The following is a 19,019-nucleotide window of genomic DNA, read 5'->3' as shown; positions in this document are numbered from 1 at the left end:
CGTCGCCATGGTTGGTCCTCCCCGGTATGCGTTCAGCGGGTGAGACGGAATCGGCGGTCAGAAAATGCTCGCTGGCGGTGATAGGGGAAGTGTCGACGCCGGCATCACGGATTCAGGATTTGGTCATGCAGGGCAGCGACACCTAGGCTGATTTGCAGGGGGTAGCCGTCATGTCATTGCTGCAGATCTCGTTGCTCGGGGAGTTCGCCTGTCATAGCGCCGACGGGCAGCGGCTCAGGTTTCCGACGCGCAAGGTCGTGGCGCTGCTCGCCTATCTGGCGGCGAGCGCGGGTCGGCGCCACTCCCGCAGCAAGCTGGCAGGCCTATTGTGGGAAGACATACCCGAGTCCCAGGCGCGCACCAACCTGCGCAAGGCGCTCTCGCGTCTGCAGCAAGCCTTGCCCCTGGAAGCGCGGGACTGCCTGATAAGTGATTCTCAGGATATCGGCCTGAAGTCCAGCGCGATCATGGCGGATGTGGAAGCCTTCGAGCGCTGGCAGGCGGATGGCACCCCGGAGACGCTGGAGCGGGCGCTGGCCCTGTATCGTGGCCCTTTCCTGGAAGGGCTGGCCGACTGCGGCGAAGCCTTCGAGGAGTGGCTGGTCAACCAGCGCCTGCGCCTGGACGAAGCGCTCCAGCAGGTGATGCATCGGCTACTGGAGCATTATGTGGCTACCGGCGCCATCGATGCCGGCATCCAACTCGCCCTGCGTCTGCTGGAAATCGATCCGCTGGACGAGGGCGTGCAGCGCATCCTGATCCGTTTCTATCTCTACCAGGACCGCATCGGCGCGGCGATCGACCAGTATCGGCGCTGTCGCCAACGCCTCGCCGATGAGCTCGGTGTCGCCCCGGCTCCCGAAACCGAGCAGTTGAAAGCCGAGCTGATGGCCCTGCTACCTAGAGGCGCCAATGAGATGAAACCTTCGTCTCGGGAGAAGGACGATCTGCCGGAGCGCGCCAACGTCATCGACGCCGCCGCCGTGACTCGCGCGCAACATCGCGCCAGGACCAGCGGTTGTCCTAGCCTGGCGGTGCTGGCGTTTCTTTCCGATGAGGAGGTCGGTCTCGATCGTCATCTCGGCGACGGACTGGCGGAAGACATCGCCACCGAGCTCGGCCGTTTTCGTGAACTCGAGGTGATCGCCCCTACCAGTGCCTTGGTGTACCGGGATACGCCAGCCTCGCCGGCGCAAATCGGCGCCGAACTCGGGGTGGACTATCTGCTCGAGGGCCATTTTCGACGCCGAGGTGAGGGACTACGGCTTACCGCTCGTCTGCTGGAAACGGCCAGCGCCCGCCAGCTATGGGCCGAGCGCTACGACTGCCGTGACGACGAGATATTCGCCGTACAGGACGATATGGTCTGTCATATCGTCGGCAATCTGATCGGATGGATCGAAGACGATCGCCTGGCGGCGACGCGCCGCAAGCCGCCCCAGGATTGGCAGGCCTACGATCTCTGGCTGCGCGGCTGGAGCGCCCTGCGACGCCCCGATCTGGCGGCCATTCACGAAGCAAGGCGTTACTTTCAACAAGCGCTGACCAAGGATCCGCAGTTCGCTCGCGCCTATGTCGGCCTCGCTTTCGCCCATCTCAACGAATGGGCGTGCTTTTCCTGGAATCACTGGGCCTTTCTTCGCCGAGAGGCGCTGGATCTCGCTCGCCAGGCCGTCGCCCTGGATGAACACGATCACCGTGCCCACTGCATGCTGGGCCTGGCCGAGCTATACAGCCGACGCTATGACGCCGCCAATCGCGAGCTTTCACTGGCGCTGGCGCTCAATCCCAACGACGCCAACGTGCTCGCTCATGCCTCCTTTGCCCTGGCTCTGATCGGCGAGCCCGCCCGTGGCATGGAGGCGGCCCGCAAGGCGTTGCGCCTGGCCCCCTATCGCCCGGAATGGCATGCCGGCATGACCGGCATCGCCTTCTTCAGCGCACGTCGCTACCAGGAAGCCATCGATATCCTGGCCACCGCTCCCCAGGCCTTTTGCAATACGCCGGCCGTTATCGCCGCCGCCCACGCCCATCTCGGCCAGCCGGAGCGGGCGACCGGCCATCGGGATACCGTCTATCGCCACTATCGCTATCAACTGGCCCGGGGCAGCTTTCCCGCGCACCTGAGCTGCCTCGACTGGCTGCTTGCCCTGGACCCCTATCGCCAGGAGGTCGATAGAGCGCACTATCTCGACGGATTGCGCCGGGCAGGGTTCGATTAGCCAATCGCGCTTCTTTGGCCCACGATCGAGGTAGCCATGGCTTCACATCGCCTCCCTCTCTGGCTCAAGTTGGCCTTCACCCTATGGATCGCCATCTGGGCACCGAGCTATTTCATCAAGCTGGGATGGCAGAATTACCTGTGGGTGTGCGATCTGGCCAGCTTCCTGATCCTCGTCGCCCTGTGGTGCGAGAATCGGCTGCTGATGTCCGCCCAGCTGCTTGCGGTGTTCGTGGTCGGGGTGTTCTGGGTGCTGGACGTTGGCAGTGCATTGCTGTTCGGCGTGCATCCGATCGGCGGTACCGAGTACATGTTCAACGCCGAGATGCCGCTCTATTTTCGCTTGCTGTCGCTGTTCCACCTGTTCCTGCCGCTGGTCACCGTCTATGGCGTGTGGAGGCTGGGTTACGACCGTCGCGGCCTGTGGCTGCAAACAGCGCTGACCTGGATCGTCCTGCCACTGTCTCTGGCCCTCACCGATGCCGAACGCAACATCAACTGGGTGCAGGGGCCCTTCGGCCAGCCCCAGGAGGCCCTCGGGCCGCTGCTGTACCTGCTGGGCCTGATGCTCGTCTGGCCGATCGTCTTGTATCTCCCCACCCACGGCGTGATCATGATGGCACGATACTTGTCCAGCCGGCGCCCTCGATGACCGATTCCCGCACCACGCCGTTCTCGCACATCGTCGGCTTCGACGATTGTCCCTTTGCTCGCGACCATCGCGGTGACGTGTGCATCGTTGGCGCGATCTATGCCGGCCTGCGTCTGGAGGGGGTCGTCTCGGGCAAGGTGCGTCGCGACGGGGTCGACAGCACATCCGAGCTGATCCGGCTCGTCGGCGCGAGCAAGTTTGCCGGTCACCTCCAGCTCGTGCTGCTGCAGGGCATCGCCCTGGCAGGGTTCAACGTCGTCGATGTCGAGGGGCTGCACGAGGTGCTGGGCATCCCGGTGCTGGTGGTCGCCCGTCATGCCCCGCGACGCGAGGCCATGCGCCGGGCACTGCTCGAGCATATCCCGGGCGGCGCGCGTAAATGGTCGCTCATCGAACGCCTCGGGCCGATGGAGCCGCTGGCCGGCGTTTACGTCCAGCGCTGCGGACTGAGTCGTGACGAGGCGGCATCGGTCGTGCGCGAGACGGCGATGAATGGCGCGATTCCCGAACCGCTGCGCACGGCCCATCTGATCGCCGGTGGTATCGGTACCGGCGAGAGTTCGGGGCGTACCTGAGCTGATAGCGCTCATGAGAAGAAAATTATCTCTTAGCTTACAGGCACCATGCGGACTTGTTTACCAAACCACTGCTGTCTGAGTCCGCGCTGCCGGTCGAGAATGATCGCCAGATAGTCGCGCAACGGGTGGTCGCTGGACAGCGCTGCGCGGTGTTCAAGAAGCGAGGCTTGCGCCTTCATCTGAGTGGCCGGCAGATGATCGGTGGTGGCGTGGTGAATGAGCCACTCCAGCGGAGGCAGAAGCAAATGCGTCGCTTGGCTGGCAATGGCAAACGTCATACCGGCGGCATCGAAGTCCCCCAGATAGACGTGCGGCTTGCCGGTCGCCGTCCAGGTTTCGGCCAGCACAGCGAAACCGCCGCCGTAGTGGCGATCGCCACGGTAGATCACCAGCGGCTGCCGAAAGCGGTCGATGGCCTCGATATCGGGGGTGAAGGCGTAGAAGCTGTCGAGATTTTCCACCTGGATGAGGATATCGAAGCCGCGCAGATCCAGCGACTGCCAATCGAGATCACGGTACTCGCGGGATTCGCTGGCCAGCCACGGTGGCCGAGACAGCCCTGGGAGGCTCACCAGTATCCGCCTGGCGCGGGGACGTTCGCGTACACTCTTCGCTTCGATCCCGCCTTGTTCGGCTTGTTGCGTGGTCGTGCGGCCACTCAATGCGATATTCAGGGGCGGATGCCCCAGGCTCTCCAGCACCTCGCTGATTTCGCCGAGCAACCGGCGATCGAAGCGCAGCGTATTGCCCTGGCGATAGACAGTGAGGTCTATGTCGTACTGAGCGCACCAGGCCTCGATTTCTTGCAGGGCCTTTCCACTGCGCGGTTTCTCCACGGCGGGCACACGATGCAGTGTCTCCTCGACGCCGCGCAATAGCCTGTAAGCGCTGGGCGAGAGAGGGCGGGTCATGCTGGAAGCGCCAGCTGCAGCGTGACGTCGTGAATCAGCCGCAGGTGATTGAAGCGGCTGGCCTGACTCTCCTCCTGATGCAGGCGGAAGGCGCGCTGCTCGGTGCGTGGCAGGCCCTGATACTCGGCGATCACCTGGAATAGCCATATCTCATCCGCCCACGCCAGATCGCCGGCGTGCAGATATGCCAGGGCACTGATCCCCTCGCGATCGGGATGATCGACCACCGTCAGGTAGAAGCGTTCCACATCCTGCTTCAGGGCCTGCTGGCGGGCGGCGACCAGGGTGGCTTCCCGGGCCTCGGCGGGCTGCGCGACAGCCAGCGTCTGCGGCTTGTGTGCCGGCACGGGTAGCCGGTGCAGCAGTTCGGTGAGTACCTGAGTATCCAGATGGCGGTCAAGTGCCGGCGCGGCGGCGGCGATGAGCGGCGCGGCCTGGTTGACCAGTGCCGGAACGTCGCTGCGGCGGGCGTAGTTGCCGGGCACAAACCCGGGGTGCTCGCGCAGGAAGGCGGCCATGCCCGCCACCAGGCGGCTACGCGACTGCTGCTGGCGAAAACGCGCCATCAGTTCCGTGAGTCGGTGCTGCACTTCGCGCAGATTGGTGTAGTGCTGGCTGAGCTGCTGCTGCAGCTGACTGATCAGCAGCTTGCGCAGTGCACCGTCGCTGCCAACCAGCTCGATCAATTCATCGAAGTCGATCAGCGCCAGTCCGTCCAGCAAGCGTACGATCTGCTTCTGGGCCCGGTCGTTCTCGCGGATCTTGTCGTTCAGACGGCTGACAAAGCCGAAGTCGCTGTTGAGGCGCTGCCAGAGGCTGTCGATGGCATCGGCAAAGCGGCCATTGAGGTCATCCACCTCCTGGCGCAGACGCAGCAGTTGCTGCTCCTGTCGCCAGTGCTCGCCGTGGCTGCGTGCCTCACGATAGCTCTGCACCAGGCCGCGCAGGAGTTCCAGGGTTTCGGCCACATCCGCATTGACATGGCGGCGGGTCTCGTCGGCGAGCATCTCGGCGATCAGTTCGCGCACCTTGGGGGCGAGCTTGACACCGCCGTGCTCATCGGGACGCCACAGGATGCGCGCGGCAAGCAGCTTGCGCAGCGCCGAGTCGCTCAAGGTGTCCAGCGGCACCTCGTCGCGGGTATAGCCTTGCATCAAGGCATCAGCGTGCTTGCCGAGCAATGCCATGCGCTCGACACCCGTGGCGATCAAGCGGCTCTCCAGAACGTGCGACTCGCTCTCGATTCCCCCTTTCACAACAGGGCCTCCTGGGTTGCCGGGCCCTCTTCGTCGACGGGCAGGTTCTCCTCGTCGCGGATGAAGCGCACCAGGTCTACCAGGTAGTCGATCTTGCCGGTGACCAGATAAACCTGGCGCTCGGCATGAGGCTGGAGCAGATAGCCGTGCTCTTTTAAACGCTTGAAGACCTGCTTCATCTGGGCGTCGAGCTGCTCGCTCTGGGAGCCGAAGAAACTGTCCGTGGCCAGCCGCTCCAAGCGCTCGCGCAGGCTCTGGTTATCCTCGCACTTGGCGCTGAACTCCGCCGGCTTGAGCACGTCGCCGGGGGCGAGCAGGGTGTCGCGTCCCAGCGCTTCCTGGACCAGCTGCAGCCACTCCAGCAGGGGGAGCAGGCTGTTCAGCGTGTCGCCGAGCTGACGTGAAAGCTGGTCGCGAGCGTTATCGTTTATTTGCCGCCAGGCCAGGAAGTAGACGCTGCCCTCGGGGTTGGACGCCAATCGCCGGTTGAGCGGGCGCAGGTAGGTATCGATCTGCTCGCGGGTTTGCTCATCCTCCAGCCGGCGAAAGGCGCTCTCGTCGCTCACGGCGCAGATGAACTCCCCGGCCAACAGCCGTTCCAGCAAAGGGCCATGTTCGATCATCAGGAGACCTCCTCGGCGGCGCGGGCCTGCAGGCGTTGGGCCAGGCGGCTCAAGCGCGGCTCGATGCGTTTCAGGTGGCGACGGTTGGGCTGGCCTGCGTCCCGGTCGATCAGGTAGCGATTGTGGAACAGCAGCAGTACATCCGACTCGGGGTTGGGGAAGGCCCCGACGACATGGATGTGATTGCTGTCGCAGGCCTCGAATAGCTTTTCGACATTGTGGTAGGCCAGGGTGCCGATCTCGTCGATGGGCCAGTGGATGGCGATCTCGGCCTGACCGCGCAACAAGCGGGTAAAGGCGAGCAGGAACTTGCACAGGATAAGATAGGCCATGCCGTGGCTGGAGGATTCCAGCAACTGGCGGTCGTTCTTGATCACCAGGTCGGTGCCGCCCTCGTTCAGGTGCAGCTCCAGCCGCAGCAGGCTCTCGAAGCTGTACTGCTGGTCGCTGCGCAGCAGATCCACCACATCGGCCAGGGCATTGAGATAATCGTCACTCGGAAGGCCCACGCCGCGCCATGCCCGGAAGTATTCGGCAAACTGCTTCAGCGGCTCCCAGAAGCCCAGCTCGTCGATGGTGGACTGGATGCGAACCTCGGCCTTGCTGATCCCCTCCAGGCGCAGGTCGTCGGCAACCTCCTCGGAGAGGCGGCGGCTCTGCGCGCTGATACGGCGGTTGAGGTCGCGAAAGACGGTGAAGAACTTGTCCAGGTCATCGCCGAGGTTGCGGCCCTGCTGGATCAACTGCTGCTGTTGATCCTCCAATAGCGTGAGCATGCCGCGCAGCAGCGGTAGCTGGTGCCGAGGGCTGGTATTCTGCTCGGCGTCGTCACCCGCCGACTTCGCCCGCTCGGCATCCAATGTTTCGACGAAGCCGCTGCTGGCCCCCTTGATCAATTCGCCTTCCACCTGCTCGCAGCCCTTGCGCAGGGTCTCGAGTTCGCGGCTGCGGCTTTCCATTGCCTGGCGGGCACGTTCGATGCGCTCGTGCACATCGCCTGGCGCCTCGCCGACCGGCTGGGGCGCGGCGGCCAATCCCAGGCCCTCCACCTGGGTCAGCAGCGGCTTCAAGGCATCGATCACCTGCTGTTCGGCATCGCATTTGGCCTTCAGCTCAGTGACCGTTTCCAGATGTCTCGCCTTGGCCATCTGGAAGTCGTTTCGGCACTGGTCGCGCTCCCGCTCGGTGGCCTGCTTGTCACGAGAAAGCGTCGACTCCTTGTCCACCAACTGCGGCTTGCGTTCAGCCCACTCCACGCGCATGAAGCGGAGGTAGGCTTCGAGCTCCTCCTGACGCGCCGCGGTGGTGCGGATACGTTCCTCCAGCGCGGTCAGGCGCGACCGGGTCTCTTTCAGCGTCACCGCGTCGACCCCCTGCGCCTGCAGTTCCTGATCGAAGGCGGCTTCCAGCTCTTCTTTCTGACGCTGGTGCTCCGCCTTCAGGTCGTCGAGTTGGCGTTTGTGCTGGCGGATTTGCGCGTCGAGGCCATCCAGCTGGCTCTGAGCGTCGGCCTTCAGTTCCAGCAACTGTGCCTGGTGGGTATCGGAAAGCGTTTTCAAGGCCTCGCGCTTTTCATCGCGTAATGCCTGCTGGGAGGCTTCCTCGGCTGCCAGCGCCTCTTCGCAGATGCGGCGGCGGTCTTTCTGCTGCCGGGTATGGCGCTCCTGCAGTTGGCTGCGTGCCTGGGTGGCGTATTCCACGTCCTGCTCGGCACGCTTGAACGCGCTGCGCGACTGCCGCAGTGTTTCGTCGGCTTCCTTGACAAGGTCATGCCGTGCCTTGAGGCGTTTTTCCGCGGCCTGAACATTGTCCTCGGCGCGGGCGTGTGCCGCTTCGGCCGCCTCGATGGCCGCGAGCAGGCTCGCCTCATCCTGGGCATGATCCGGCAGCGCAATGGCGGCCAGATCGAGGGACACGCCAAAGAGATCATCGTGCTCCACTTCCGTGAGTTGGGGGGAGAGATCGCGGCGCTCCAGCAGTTCGGGAGCGATCACCTTGCCCAACCGCTGTTCCCAGCCTGGGCGGTGATAACGCAGAAAGTGGCGCAGGCTGCCCTGGGCGGGGTCGCGCTGCTGGTACAGTGCATAGCGGTGACCCTCCGCCTCGGCACGCTCATGGCGTGCCTCCTCGAGTCCGCGTTCGGCGGCGTCACGCTCGCGTTTCAGCGTCTCGTGCTCATCACGCACGCCCTGCAGAGAGGTGGAGGCGGCGTTGCGATCACTCTGCGCCTGGTCGAGTCGCGCCTGGGCCAGCTCGGCTTCCTGGATCTCCTCCGGCGTCTGGGCACTGGAGGCCATCTGTGCCTTGAGTCCCGCCAGACGCTCGACGCCCTGCTCGATACGGGTCTGATAGGCGGTGTCAAGATCGGCGTGCTCGGCGCGATAGCGTTCGTCCAGGGCGCGCTCGGCGTCCCACTGGCGCTCGCGGCACGCGGTTTTCTCGTCGCCCAGGCCGTCGATCAGGCCTTGCGACTCTTCGGTCTGGCGGGCCAGGGTGTCGGCCAGTTCCCTGAGTCGGCCATCCAGCCGGGCCTGGCTGGCCTGGGCGGCCTGTTGCATGACGCTAAGGTGCTCACGCAGCTGCTGGCACTGCTCGCGCCACTGGGGCAGGGCGTTCAGATCGCGCTCCAGCGCCGGCATGTCCGCCTCGGCGTACTGTTCGTACTGGCGCTGCAGATCGTTCAGGTCGCGCTGAGTACGGTCGAGCTCGCTGCCCAGTTCGCTGATGCGCTCGTTGAGCGCATCCCGTGTCTTCACGTAGCCCTGCTCCTGGGCCTGGAATTCGCGCTCCTGCCGTCCCAGTCGCGCCTCGACGTCGGCCAGGGTCCGTTCGGCACGATGGCGGTCGGCATCAAGCTGGGGCTTGAGCTGCCACAGGGCCGTCTCCAGGTCGGCGATCTCCCTGTCCACGTCATCCAATCGTCCCAGCATCCGTTGTAGCGGCTCGAGGCGCATGGACTGGCGCATCTGCGCGATCCACTCCCGGGCCTTGGTATTGCGAATGCGGGTGACCGGCAGTTCGACGCCGTCTTCCTCGAAGATCGCCGCCAGCATGGTCTTGAGGGTGTCCATCTTGCCCTCCTTGGCGTGCACCGCCGAGACCAGTTTCTCCATGTGGCGGATGCGGTGCTCCGGCTTGACCAGGCTGAACTGGGCGGCGATCTGGCGCAGTTTGAGACCGTCACCTCTGCTCCCATGGTGCTGGGTGAAGTCGTTCTGAATCACCGAACGATACTCGGAGGTGGCCCCCAGCTTGGGCGACACGCCGATCCCCTCGCGGCGCAGCCCGCTGGCCCACTGGCCGTAGTCGAGCGCCGCCACCCCGGCATCGCTTTCCACCAGGTAGTCTTCGGGTCGGTAGGGTGCCGCCACGAAGCGATATTCCACACCACCCTCGCTCTTGCGGGTCAGCACCGCCTGGCAGATATTGCCGGCCTCGCGGCGATACTCGTACACCAGATAGCTATTACGGTGCGGCAGGTAGAAGGCATCGAACTTCATCCGCGTCTTGGGCACCACCTTGTTGGGGAGCTCACCATAGAATACCGGTACCAATCGCTGCAGAGTGGTCTTGCCCGAGGCGTTGGTGCCGCAGATGTTGGTGTGCCCGTCGACACTGAGTTCGACCACGCCCTCGAGGTGGCCGTGGATCATGACGATGCGTAACAGGTGAGACATGCTGAACCCTTGATCGCTCTACCTTCGAAAGCGCCCATCATGCCAGAGAGTCGTCGCGGTGACATTTCGTGTACTGCTTGGTTTTAGATAGCCAAGGTGCACACGACGTTGATCCTCCTGGTTAATCAGCGCGGGGCATCATAGCGCCCCGAACGCTTCCTCGAATAGACGATTTGCCAGAGCTGGATGTCGCGAGCGCGGAAAGAGCCCGCGCAGGCACCGAGATAGTAGCGGAACATGCGTCGAGTCCTTTCATTGTAGTTGGCGGCGATCTCGTGCCAGTGCTCATCGAAATTGGCTTGCCACGCCATCAGGGTGCGATCGTAGTCGGCGCCGAAGTTCTGCCAGTCCTCCATGAGCAGGTAGTCTTCGCTGGCGCGGGCGATATGCACCGCCGAGGGGAGTATTCCATTCGGGAAAATGTACTTGTTGATCCAGGGATCGGCACTGATATCGGAACTGTTGGAACCGATGGTGTGCAGTAGAAAGTAGCCGTCCTCGTCGAGCAGTTGCGCCACGGTATCGAAGTAGGTGCGGTAGTTGCGGTGGCCGACATGCTCGAACATGCCGATCGAGACGATACGATCGAAATGCCCGCTCAGATCCCGGTAGTCCTCGAGCAGTATCTCCACCGGGAGCCCGGCACAGCGCTCCCGGGCGAAGGCGGCCTGTTCCCGAGAAATGGTGATGCCGGTGACTTCCGCGCCATAGTGGCGTGCCGCGTGTTCGGCGAAGCTGCCCCAACCACAGCCGATGTCGAGCACCTTCATGCCGGGTTCTATCTTCAATTTGCGGGCCGCCAGATCGAGCTTGGCAATCTGGGCTTCGTGCAGGTTGCTGGCTTCTTTCCAGTAGCCGCAGGAGTAGCACATGGTCGGGTCGAGCATGCGCTGGAAGAGATCGTTGCCCAGGTCGTAGTGCGCCTCGCCGACGATGTAGGCCCGGGCACGACTCTGCAGGTTGAAGAAGCCGGATTGCAGCCGATACATCAGCCGCTCGGAGGTGCTGCGCGTTCGTGAGCCCAGGCCATGGCGCAGCAGACGATAGGCCAGTTCATCGATGCGTTCGCATTCCCACCAGCCATCCATGTAGGATTCGCCCAGCCCGAGAGTGCCCTGATGCAGGACACGGGAGAAGAAATCGGGATGCAGCACCTGTATGTCCCAAGGGTTGTCGCCATTGATCGAAACGCTAGAGCCATCGAGCAGGTTCTCGACGACTCGTCGGGCGCGGGTATCGGGAAGAACAGCGGGGCCGATTCGTGTGTTACTGGTCATACCGAACTCCGGATCAAAGTATGTGTTGAGTAAGATACGGGTCTCGGGCAAGGCTTCCTTGCCTCTTTACAACATCCTCACGCTGGACATTAGTTCGTCGATCCAATGACTTGATGTTGCATCAAAGTCAGGTTAGCGCAGAATTGGAAGGCTTGCTTGCGATCAGGACGTTATCCATGGCTCGCTATCCCTGAAGAGCCCGGTGGTTGATTTGAATCAACATACCGGCCTGGGGCGGCGTCTTCTGTAGACTCCGCGATGGGGGTTAACCACGATGGGCAAGCTTGCACAAGATGATCGGTAAGGGCGGCTAGCGTCTTGCCGCCCTGGCGCCAGTAATGCCAGTAGAGCGGTACGTCGATGAAGCGTTCGGCATCGAGATCGATCAGCATGCCCTCACCGAGTTCTCGGGTTACCTGCTGTTCGGGAATCAAGCCATACCCCATGCCGGCGCAGGCGAGATGCAAGAACCCTTCCGACGAAGGGCATAAATGATGGGGGAAGGGTTCTCGATAGTCATACAGGGCCAGATAGCGGTGCTGCAACTGATCGTCCGGACCAAAGACGATGGCAGGAGCCCGTCTCAGAGCCTCAAGGGTTACCCCCACGGGGAAATGGCGCGTTATGTAATCCGGGCTTGCCAGCGCCCGGTAGCGCATGTTGCCCAATGGCTGAGAACGTGCTCCCTGAACCGGTTTTGGTGTTGCGCAGATACAGCCTGCCACTTCGCCGTCGCGCATGCGCTTGAGCGCCACGTCCTGGTCCTCGACGATCAGGTCCAGCAATAATCCCTGCTGCTGACAGAACTCGCCGGTCGCCGGCGCCCACCAGGTCGCCAGGCTGTCCGCATTGATTGCCAGTCGAAGACGCTGCTTGTGCTCGCCCAGGGCAGGAATCTGTTCGAGCAGATCGTACTCGAGGAGCGACACCTGCTGAACATGGTTGAGCAGGCGTTGGCCAAGAGGAGTGGGAGCCAGCTTGGGCGCGCGCACCAGAACCGGTTGGCCTAGGCGCGCCTCGAGTAGCTTGATGCGCTGAGAGACCGCCGACTGAGTCAGTCCCAAGTGTCGCGCGCCGCGTTCAAACCCGGATTGATCGACCACCGCCGCGAGTGCCTGGAGAAGTTTGTAATCAAGCATCAGTTTGACTAATAACCCAGCGTTTAAATTAATTTAATTTATTTAAAGTCCTACTTTATTCTGTCCAGCAACCACAGTCATCCCTCATCAATGAGAAACGTATGTTGATTTCCGCGCTTCACGGGCTGTTGACCGGTGCTGGACTAATCATTGCGATCGGTGCCCAGAACGCCTTCGTGCTGGGGCAGGGGTTGCGCCGGGAACATCCTTGGGTGGTGGCGGCCATTTGCGCGCTGTGCGACTGGTTGCTGATCGGCCTCGGAGTTCTCGGATTGGGGCGATTGATTGCAAGTCAGGAGGGGGTGATGCTGGTGGCCCGCCTGGGAGGCGCCGCTTTCCTATTGTGGCAGGCCTGGTTGGCGCTACGTCGCGTATTCCAGGGTGACGTGCTGGCGGCGGGCGCTGGCCTGCAAGGCTCGCGGCGTCGAGTGATCCTGGCGACTCTGGCCGTGACGCTGCTCAATCCTCAGGTCTACCTGGATACCCTGATCATGCTCGGGGCGATCGGTGCTGCTCAGACGAGTCCGCTGGGATTCTATCTGGGGGCGGCGGTGGCTTCTTTCGGCTGGTTTTTCGGCCTGGTGGCCGCTGCTAGCTGGCTCGCGCCACGGCTTGCCAGCCCGCTGGTATGGCGGATCATCGACGGGCTCATCGCGATGGTATTGACCGCTGTGGCTCTGGGCTTGCTGGCGGGCATCGAATAGCGCGAGCGAAGTGCTCCCGTCGCCTAGCCGATATGGACTTGGCCTTCTGCATACTTCACACCGTGCGGGCGTCTCGTGGCGATGAAATAGCCGAGCGAAATCGGTCCTGCCCGTCCTAGCAGCATGGCAACGATCAGCGTCAGCTGACCGGTAAGCGAAAGCTCATCGGTAATACCCCGGGAAAGACCGACCGCGCCGGAAGCGGAGACCGCCTCGAAGGTGAGATCAAGAAAATCCATATCGCCATCGCTCACTGTCAGGATGAAAAGACAGGTGAAAATCAATAGCAATACTGCCAAGGCGGCAGCGATGGCCTTGAATACGGTGCTGTCGGGGATCGAACGGCCGAAGGCCGTCGGCTGAACACCGCCGCGTATAAAGGCACGGGCAACCAGCAGTAGCACCACGAATGTCGTGACCTTGATGCCGCTGGCGGCAGAGCCTGGCCCCGCACCGATGAACATCAACACCATGGTCAGCAGCGTGGTCGGCTCACGAAGGGCGGCGGTATCCAGGGTATTGAGACCGGCAGAGCGGGGGGTGACGGCCTGGAAAAGTGCCGCCTGCAAGCGCACACCAAGACCTTCGAGGCCGCCTATGGTGGCGGGGTTTTTCCACTCCAGCAGCAGGATGGCGATCATGGAGACCAGGGTCAGCCAGAAGGTGGCATGCAGCATGATGCGTGAATGCAGCGATAATTTATGACCCTGGAACCTGTCTCTCAGCTCGGCAACGACCACAAAACCCAAGCCGCCGGCGATGATCAGCAGGATGATGGCCGTATTGACCAGCGGGTCGGCGACCTGGGTCATCAGGCTGTCTGTCCATAAGGTGAAGCCGGCGCCATTGAAGCCAGAAATCGCATGAAAAAGGCTTAGCCACAAGCCCCACCAGAGGCCGTGTTCGGGTACCCAGACGGCGGCCAATAATGCCATGCCGAAGCCTTGGATCAGCAAGGTAAAGGTGACGACGGTGCGTACCAGATGGGTCAGATCACGAAACGAGGTATGGTTGAAATTTTCACGAATCAGGTTCTGATGCTGCAAGGGAATGCGCATGCCCATGAGCATCAGGGTCATGGCGGTGAACGTCATGAAGCCAAGACCACCCAGTTGAAACATGCATAGCAGCATGATCTGCCCGAACAGGGTCAGCTCCGATGTCTTGATGACGGTGAGGCCCGTCACCGTGACGGCGGACGTGGCGGTAAAAAGCGCCTCGTTCCAGCTCAAGGGAGCATGCGCCGAGATAGGTAACATCAGCACCAGGGTGCCCAGCAGGCTGAGAAACACGAAGCCCAACAGCAGAAGCTCCGGTGGCGAGAGTCGAATGATTCGCCCATGGGGCATCGAACGCATTGGCCGGGAAAGGCGCTGGCGAAACCTCATCGTGACGAACGCTCTTGCCGGTTCAGGGAGATCAAAGCTTGCTGCCCAGCTTGCGCAGGTCGTCGAGATCGCCCATCAGTATCAGGTTGTCCTTTTCTTGCAGGGGGGTATCCGGATCCGGGGATTTCAGCACTTCACGACCACGCTTGACGGCGATCAGCGCTAGCTTGTCGTCGTCGAGTTCGAGATCGGCCACCGTGGCACACTTTTTACACAGATTTTCCGTGGTTTGCAGTTCGACTACGAACTGATGATCCCCCAGATCGATGAAATCGACCATCGCATGATAATGCAGGCTTTGTGCCACCCGGACACCAGTATCGTATTCCGGATAGACGACATGGCGAGCGCCAAGATGCCGAAGTAAACGGTAGTGGGTATCCGAGTGCGCCTTGACCCAGATTTCACGTACACCCAGTTCTCGCAGCAGTAGCGTGCAGGTCATGCTGTCTTCGAGATTATCATCGACATCGATGATGACGGCATCGTAGTCGGCTAGCGAGAGCTCAGAAAGGGTCTTCTCGTCGGAGATATCGGCGACCAACGCGTGGGTCAACAAGTTCGAAAGCGCATTGACCCGTTCTTCGTCACGATCGATGCCCAGCACATCGTCATGCTGGCGTATCAGCTCCTGAGCGACAGTGACCCCGAAATAACCAAGTCCCAGGATGGCAAACTGACGTGACATACACGTTCTCCCTGTTCGACGAAAGCGCCACAACTCTATGAAAGGGGCTCGAAACTCGCGTTTACCCTAGCACAGAGTCGCTGTATTTGGCGTTTTTAAGCATTGATCACGCGTCCACGAGATTGGCGTTGGTGAAGTCGCGATCCAAGGCGAAATGACGCTACAATCCACGAATCACTTTGCCAGGGGGTATAACCCTGTTCGGCACTCATTCAGCGTTTCCCTAAGGTATGTCATGACAGCAAGAGAAAAGCCCAAGACCCTGTGGGTTGGCCGCTGGGGGTTCATTCTCGCGGCGACGGGTTCCGCCGTGGGGCTGGGCAATATCTGGAAGTTCCCCTACATGACCGGAGAGTATGGCGGAGGCGCCTTCGTGCTGGTCTACCTGGCCTGCATCCTGGCCATTGGCATTCCCATCATGATGGCGGAAATCAGCTTCGGGCGGCGCGGGCGCGGCAGTCCCATCGATGCCATTCGTCGCTTGGCTCAGGAATCCGGGCGCAGCGCCATCTGGTCCCTATTCGGCTGGATGGCAATGCTGTGCGGCTTCATGATCCTGTCATTCTATGTGGTCGTCGCGGGCTGGTCGGTTTCCTATCTGTGGAAGGCGGTCAGCGGTGGCCTGTCCGGCTCCAGCGTCGAGGAGATGGCGGCGATCTTTGGTGCCAACAACGCCAATCCCTGGAACCTGGGGTTCTGGAGCACCCTGGTGACCCTGGCCACGATGCTCATCGTCGGCAAGGGGGTTCAGGAAGGTATCGAGAAGAGCGTGCGCTGGATGATGCCAGGCATGGTGCTCATCCTGGGCATCATGATCGTCTATGGTGCGTTCTCCGGTGGCTTCGGTGACGCGGTGAACTTCCTGTTCGCCTTCGAACTCGGCAAGCTTTCAAGTGAAGGACTGCTGGCGGCCATGGGCCAGGCCTTCTTTACCCTGTCGCTCGCTTCCGGTGCAATCCTCACCTACGGATCCTATCTCCCCGACGACAAGTCCATCGCCCGTACCACCTTCAGCGTGGCGCTCTTCGATACCCTCGTGGCGCTGATGGCGGGGCTGGCAATCTTCCCGATCATCTTTGCCAGCGGCATGGACCCGGACAGCGGCCCCGGGCTGATCTTCATGAGTCTGCCGCTGGCCTTCCAGCAGATGCCGCTGGGCACGCTGCTCGAGATCGCCTTCTTCATCATGCTGACTCTGGCCGCTCTGACCTCGGCGATTTCGATGATCGAGGCGACGGTGGCCTGGTTGAATCAGAGCAAGGGCGTCTCTCGGGCCAAGGCGTCCTGGGGAACGGGTATCCTGCTGTGGATCGTGAGCACTTTGGCCATGCTCTCCTTCAATGTCGGCGCCGACTGGACTCTGGCGGGCAAGCACTTCTTCGATTGGCTGGATTATCTGACCTCGCGTTGGATGATGCCCCTGGGTGGCCTCGGCATGGCGCTGATGGCCGGCTTCGTGCTGCGCAACGACATCTTCCGCTCTGAACTTGGCTTGTCCCACGTTCAGCATGCTCTGTGGCTATTCATGATTCGCTATGTCAGCCCGTTGGGCATCCTGCTGATCTTCATCGACGCTCTGGGGGTGATGGCCCTCGATCTGGGTAGCCAGTGGCCTTGGCTATTGGGGGTATTGGCGGCGATCACGGTACTAGGTGAGTTGATCAGCCCGCGTCTCAGGCGTCAGCTGGTGTCTTGATGTCTGTCGATATCTGGCTAAGCCTGGCCAGTGTTATCTTCGTTCTCGGCGCATTGACCCTCACACGTATTGCGCCGGACGCTATCCTGATGGCGGCGTTGGTCTTCTTGATCGTCACTGATGTGCTGACGCCGCAGGAGGCGCTGGCCGGCTTCGCCAACACCGGGGTCATGACCATTGCCGCACTCTATGTCGTAGCGGCAGGGCTTCGGGAAACCGGCGCCGTGCAATGGCTGGCCAATCGCTTGCTGGGCCAGCCACACACCATCAAGTACGCGCAGCTTCGTATGCTGTTGCCCGTCTCCGGGCTCAGTGCCTTCATGAACAACACCGCGATAGTGGCGATGTTCATCCCCGCCATTCAGGAGTGGTCGCGCCGCCTGAGTCTGTCCCCCTCGAAGTTGCTGTTGCCATTGAGTTATATCGCTATTCTCGGCGGAACCTGCACGCTGATTGGAACCAGCACCAACCTGGTGGTGGACGGGCTGTTGCAGAGCCGGCAAGGCGTCGAGTTGGGCATGTTCGATCTTGCCTGGGTGGGGGTGCCGGTTTTGCTGCTTGGCGGCGGTTTCCTCATCCTCTTTGCCGACCGGCTGCTGCCCCGACGGGACAGCGTCGTCGACCAGGTCAGCAAGGCCCGGGAGTACGGCGTCGAATTCATCGTAACGCCGGGTGGGCCCTTGGCGGGTAAGAGTATCGCAGAAGCAGGACTGCGCAGCCTGCAGCATGGGTACCTGGCGGATATCGAACGCCAGTCGTATTTGATGACTGCCGTACCGCCGGAGACTCGGTTGATGGAGGGCGATACCCTGGTGTTCATCGGGGCACCGGAATGTGCCAGTGAACTGCGCCGGGTGCGTGGTTTGACGCCGGCCAGCGGCGATGTACGCAAACTCGAGATCGACCATCACCAGCGCTGTCTGGTCGAGGCGGTGGTCAGTCGTGACTTTGTCGGACTGGGGCAGACCGTGCGCGAATCGCGTTTTCGTACTCGTTTCCAGGCGGTGATTCTGTCGATTTCGCGTCAAGGACGGCGCCTGCCAGGCAAGCTAGGCGATATCAGGTTGCAGACGGGGGACACCCTGTTGATGGAGGCCGGGGAGGAATTCGTCGAGCAATATCGCTATCGACGCGATTTCCTGCTGGTCAGTGCGCTCAATGACTCCACCCCACCCGATTTTCGCAAGGCCCCCCTGGCACTCGGCATCCTGGTATTGATGGTCGGTGTTAGCGGTCTTGGACTGATGTCGATACTGGAAGCGGTCCTGCTGGCCGGTGGCGGCATGCTGGTCGGTCGCTGTGTGACGGTCAGCAAGGCCAGGCGCACCATCGATCTGTCGGTACTGATCGTCATCGCGGCGTCGTTTTCATTAGGGGCTGCCATGACTCAATCCGGCGCGGCACAGTCTATCGCAGGCCTGATGGTCCATGCCGATATGTCACCCTTGCTGGCGCTGGCCATGATCTATCTTTTGACCGTGCTGTTTACCGAGATCATTACCAATAATGCGGCTGCGGTACTGATGTTCCCTATCGCCATCTCCGTGGCCGAGCGTCTCGATGTGAGCTTCATGCCTTTCGTCATTGCGCTCATGTTTGCCGCTTCCGCCAGTTTCATGACCCCGTTGGGCTATCAGACCAATCTAATGGTCATGGGGCCAGGCGGTTATCGGATGCTCGACTATTTACGTTTGGGCATGCCGCTGAGCCTCATCGTAGGGTGTACGGTGGTGTTGCTGGTCCCTTTGTTTTGGCACTTTTGAACTTTTCAGAGCCATTGTTTTATATCTGGGTAGGGTACAAACGCTCACATTTTCTCTATCTGGCCATACCTCATGCTCCCTTCCCACCGTGATCCAGCGTCCCAGACTCATCTCAAGCAGCTCGAGGCGGAATCGATCCATATCCTGCGCGAAGTCGCCGCGGAGTTTGCCCACCCGGTGATGCTCTACTCCATCGGCAAGGACTCCTCGGTGATGCTGCACCTGGCACGCAAGGCCTTCTATCCGGGCACGCCGCCGTTCCCGCTGCTCCATGTCAACACCACCTGGAAGTTCCGCGAGATGATCGAATTCCGCGATCGCATGGCCGCGGAGGTGGGCATGGAGCTGATCGAACACATCAACGAGGAAGGGCGGGCCGCGGGCATCAATCCCTTCGAGCATGGCAGCGCCAAGTACACCGACATCATGAAGACCCAGTCCCTCAA

Annotated in this window: 15 protein-coding genes; 7 read left to right on the top strand and 8 right to left on the bottom strand. The window is 61.7% G+C overall.

Features of this window, described 5'->3' with window-relative positions; all coding sequences use genetic code 11:
- Positions 1-170 precede the first annotated feature (170 nt).
- The 3 genes from ACPF7Z_RS18810 to ACPF7Z_RS18800 are packed head-to-tail and all read left to right on the top strand — an operon-like array spanning position 171 to position 3,448.
- Positions 171-2,222, top strand: a complete 2,052-nt coding sequence (locus ACPF7Z_RS18810) for a BTAD domain-containing putative transcriptional regulator (RefSeq protein ID WP_425194774.1) — start codon at positions 171-173, stop codon at positions 2,220-2,222.
- A gap of 36 nt (positions 2,223-2,258) precedes the next feature.
- Positions 2,259-2,873, top strand: coding sequence for a hypothetical protein (locus tag ACPF7Z_RS18805; RefSeq protein WP_425194773.1), 615 nt, complete (start codon positions 2,259-2,261; stop codon positions 2,871-2,873).
- Positions 2,870-3,448, top strand: a complete 579-nt coding sequence (locus tag ACPF7Z_RS18800; protein WP_425194772.1) for a DUF99 family protein — start codon at positions 2,870-2,872, stop codon at positions 3,446-3,448. Before ACPF7Z_RS18805 ends, ACPF7Z_RS18800 begins: the two co-directional genes overlap by 4 nt.
- 32 nt (positions 3,449-3,480) lie before the next feature.
- On the opposite strand, the gene ACPF7Z_RS18795 is transcribed toward ACPF7Z_RS18800, so the two are convergent.
- From ACPF7Z_RS18795 to ACPF7Z_RS18770, 6 genes are all read right to left on the bottom strand, one after another.
- Positions 3,481-4,362, bottom strand: a complete 882-nt coding sequence (locus tag ACPF7Z_RS18795) for a DUF7281 domain-containing protein (RefSeq protein ID WP_425194771.1) — start codon at positions 4,360-4,362, stop codon at positions 3,481-3,483.
- Positions 4,359-5,549 (bottom strand): hypothetical protein, encoded by a 1,191-nt coding sequence (locus tag ACPF7Z_RS18790; RefSeq protein WP_425194775.1) that lies wholly within the window; start codon positions 5,547-5,549, stop codon positions 4,359-4,361. The genes ACPF7Z_RS18795 and ACPF7Z_RS18790 overlap by 4 nt, the downstream gene beginning before the upstream one ends.
- 65 nt (positions 5,550-5,614) lie before the next feature.
- Positions 5,615-6,241, bottom strand: coding sequence for a condensin complex protein MksE (locus ACPF7Z_RS18785; protein ID WP_425194770.1), 627 nt, complete (start codon positions 6,239-6,241; stop codon positions 5,615-5,617).
- Positions 6,241-9,918, bottom strand: coding sequence for an ATP-binding protein (locus ACPF7Z_RS18780; protein WP_425194769.1), 3,678 nt, complete (start codon positions 9,916-9,918; stop codon positions 6,241-6,243). Before ACPF7Z_RS18780 ends, ACPF7Z_RS18785 begins: the two co-directional genes overlap by 1 nt.
- A 125-nt stretch (positions 9,919-10,043) precedes the next feature.
- Positions 10,044-11,195: a cyclopropane fatty acyl phospholipid synthase gene (gene cfa / locus ACPF7Z_RS18775; protein ID WP_425194768.1), complete on the bottom strand. Its 1,152-nt coding sequence runs from the start codon at positions 11,193-11,195 to the stop codon at positions 10,044-10,046.
- Positions 11,196-11,365: 170 nt separating this feature from the next.
- Positions 11,366-12,334 carry a LysR family transcriptional regulator ArgP gene (locus ACPF7Z_RS18770; RefSeq protein WP_425194767.1) on the bottom strand — a complete coding sequence of 323 codons (969 nt, stop codon included), beginning with the start codon at positions 12,332-12,334 and terminating at the stop codon, positions 11,366-11,368.
- Positions 12,335-12,435: 101 nt separating this feature from the next.
- Here ACPF7Z_RS18770 and ACPF7Z_RS18765 point away from each other — a divergent pair, with 101 nt between their 5' ends.
- Complete coding sequence (locus ACPF7Z_RS18765) at positions 12,436-13,038, top strand: LysE/ArgO family amino acid transporter (protein WP_425194766.1); 603 nt, start codon at positions 12,436-12,438, stop codon at positions 13,036-13,038.
- A 23-nt stretch (positions 13,039-13,061) separates the two neighbouring features.
- Here the strand turns inward: ACPF7Z_RS18765 and ACPF7Z_RS18760 are convergent, their stop codons facing one another.
- Entirely contained in the window at positions 13,062-14,426 is a 1,365-nt protein-coding gene (locus ACPF7Z_RS18760; protein WP_425194765.1) for a TrkH family potassium uptake protein, read from the bottom strand.
- A 31-nt stretch (positions 14,427-14,457) separates the two neighbouring features.
- Positions 14,458-15,114 carry a potassium channel family protein gene (locus ACPF7Z_RS18755; RefSeq protein WP_425194764.1) on the bottom strand — a complete coding sequence of 219 codons (657 nt, stop codon included), beginning with the start codon at positions 15,112-15,114 and terminating at the stop codon, positions 14,458-14,460.
- Between the two features lie 235 nt (positions 15,115-15,349).
- Between ACPF7Z_RS18755 and ACPF7Z_RS18750 the strand changes: the two genes are divergently transcribed.
- The 3 genes from ACPF7Z_RS18750 to ACPF7Z_RS18740 all read left to right on the top strand — a co-directional run.
- Positions 15,350-16,810 carry a sodium-dependent transporter gene (locus ACPF7Z_RS18750; RefSeq protein WP_425194763.1) on the top strand — a complete coding sequence of 487 codons (1,461 nt, stop codon included), beginning with the start codon at positions 15,350-15,352 and terminating at the stop codon, positions 16,808-16,810.
- Positions 16,810-18,573: an SLC13 family permease gene (locus ACPF7Z_RS18745; RefSeq protein WP_425194762.1), complete on the top strand. Its 1,764-nt coding sequence runs from the start codon at positions 16,810-16,812 to the stop codon at positions 18,571-18,573. Before ACPF7Z_RS18750 ends, ACPF7Z_RS18745 begins: the two co-directional genes overlap by 1 nt.
- Positions 18,574-18,645: 72 nt before the next feature.
- Positions 18,646-19,019 (top strand): phosphoadenosine phosphosulfate reductase family protein (locus ACPF7Z_RS18740; protein ID WP_425194761.1); only part of this gene is annotated, 374 nt, incomplete at its 3' end.

Origin of the sequence: Halomonas sp. GXIMD04776, assembly GCF_049808615.1 — a bacterium.
Classification (GTDB): domain Bacteria; phylum Pseudomonadota; class Gammaproteobacteria; order Pseudomonadales; family Halomonadaceae; genus Modicisalibacter.
The sequence above is the reverse complement of the archived record's forward strand: the minus strand, read 5'-3'. Positions and strand labels throughout refer to the sequence as shown.

What these genes read in the sequence shown, in the direction of transcription:
- ACPF7Z_RS18795 (WP_425194771.1), bottom strand. Translation starts at nt 4,362, where the DNA reads ATGACCCGCCCTCTCTCGCCCAGCGCTTACAGGCTATTGCGCGGCGTC.
- ACPF7Z_RS18780 (WP_425194769.1), bottom strand. Translation starts at nt 9,918, where the DNA reads ATGTCTCACCTGTTACGCATCGTCATGATCCACGGCCACCTCGAGGGC.
- ACPF7Z_RS18805 (WP_425194773.1), top strand. Translation starts at nt 2,259, where the DNA reads ATGGCTTCACATCGCCTCCCTCTCTGGCTCAAGTTGGCCTTCACCCTA.
- cfa (WP_425194768.1), bottom strand. Translation starts at nt 11,195, where the DNA reads ATGACCAGTAACACACGAATCGGCCCCGCTGTTCTTCCCGATACCCGC.
- ACPF7Z_RS18745 (WP_425194762.1), top strand. Translation starts at nt 16,810, where the DNA reads ATGTCTGTCGATATCTGGCTAAGCCTGGCCAGTGTTATCTTCGTTCTC.
- ACPF7Z_RS18810 (WP_425194774.1), top strand. Translation starts at nt 171, where the DNA reads ATGTCATTGCTGCAGATCTCGTTGCTCGGGGAGTTCGCCTGTCATAGC.
- ACPF7Z_RS18800 (WP_425194772.1), top strand. Translation starts at nt 2,870, where the DNA reads ATGACCGATTCCCGCACCACGCCGTTCTCGCACATCGTCGGCTTCGAC.
- ACPF7Z_RS18765 (WP_425194766.1), top strand. Translation starts at nt 12,436, where the DNA reads ATGTTGATTTCCGCGCTTCACGGGCTGTTGACCGGTGCTGGACTAATC.
- ACPF7Z_RS18760 (WP_425194765.1), bottom strand. Translation starts at nt 14,426, where the DNA reads ATGAGGTTTCGCCAGCGCCTTTCCCGGCCAATGCGTTCGATGCCCCAT.
- ACPF7Z_RS18755 (WP_425194764.1), bottom strand. Translation starts at nt 15,114, where the DNA reads ATGTCACGTCAGTTTGCCATCCTGGGACTTGGTTATTTCGGGGTCACT.
- ACPF7Z_RS18790 (WP_425194775.1), bottom strand. Translation starts at nt 5,549, where the DNA reads ATGGCATTGCTCGGCAAGCACGCTGATGCCTTGATGCAAGGCTATACC.
- ACPF7Z_RS18750 (WP_425194763.1), top strand. Translation starts at nt 15,350, where the DNA reads ATGACAGCAAGAGAAAAGCCCAAGACCCTGTGGGTTGGCCGCTGGGGG.
- ACPF7Z_RS18770 (WP_425194767.1), bottom strand. Translation starts at nt 12,334, where the DNA reads ATGCTTGATTACAAACTTCTCCAGGCACTCGCGGCGGTGGTCGATCAA.
- ACPF7Z_RS18785 (WP_425194770.1), bottom strand. Translation starts at nt 6,241, where the DNA reads ATGATCGAACATGGCCCTTTGCTGGAACGGCTGTTGGCCGGGGAGTTC.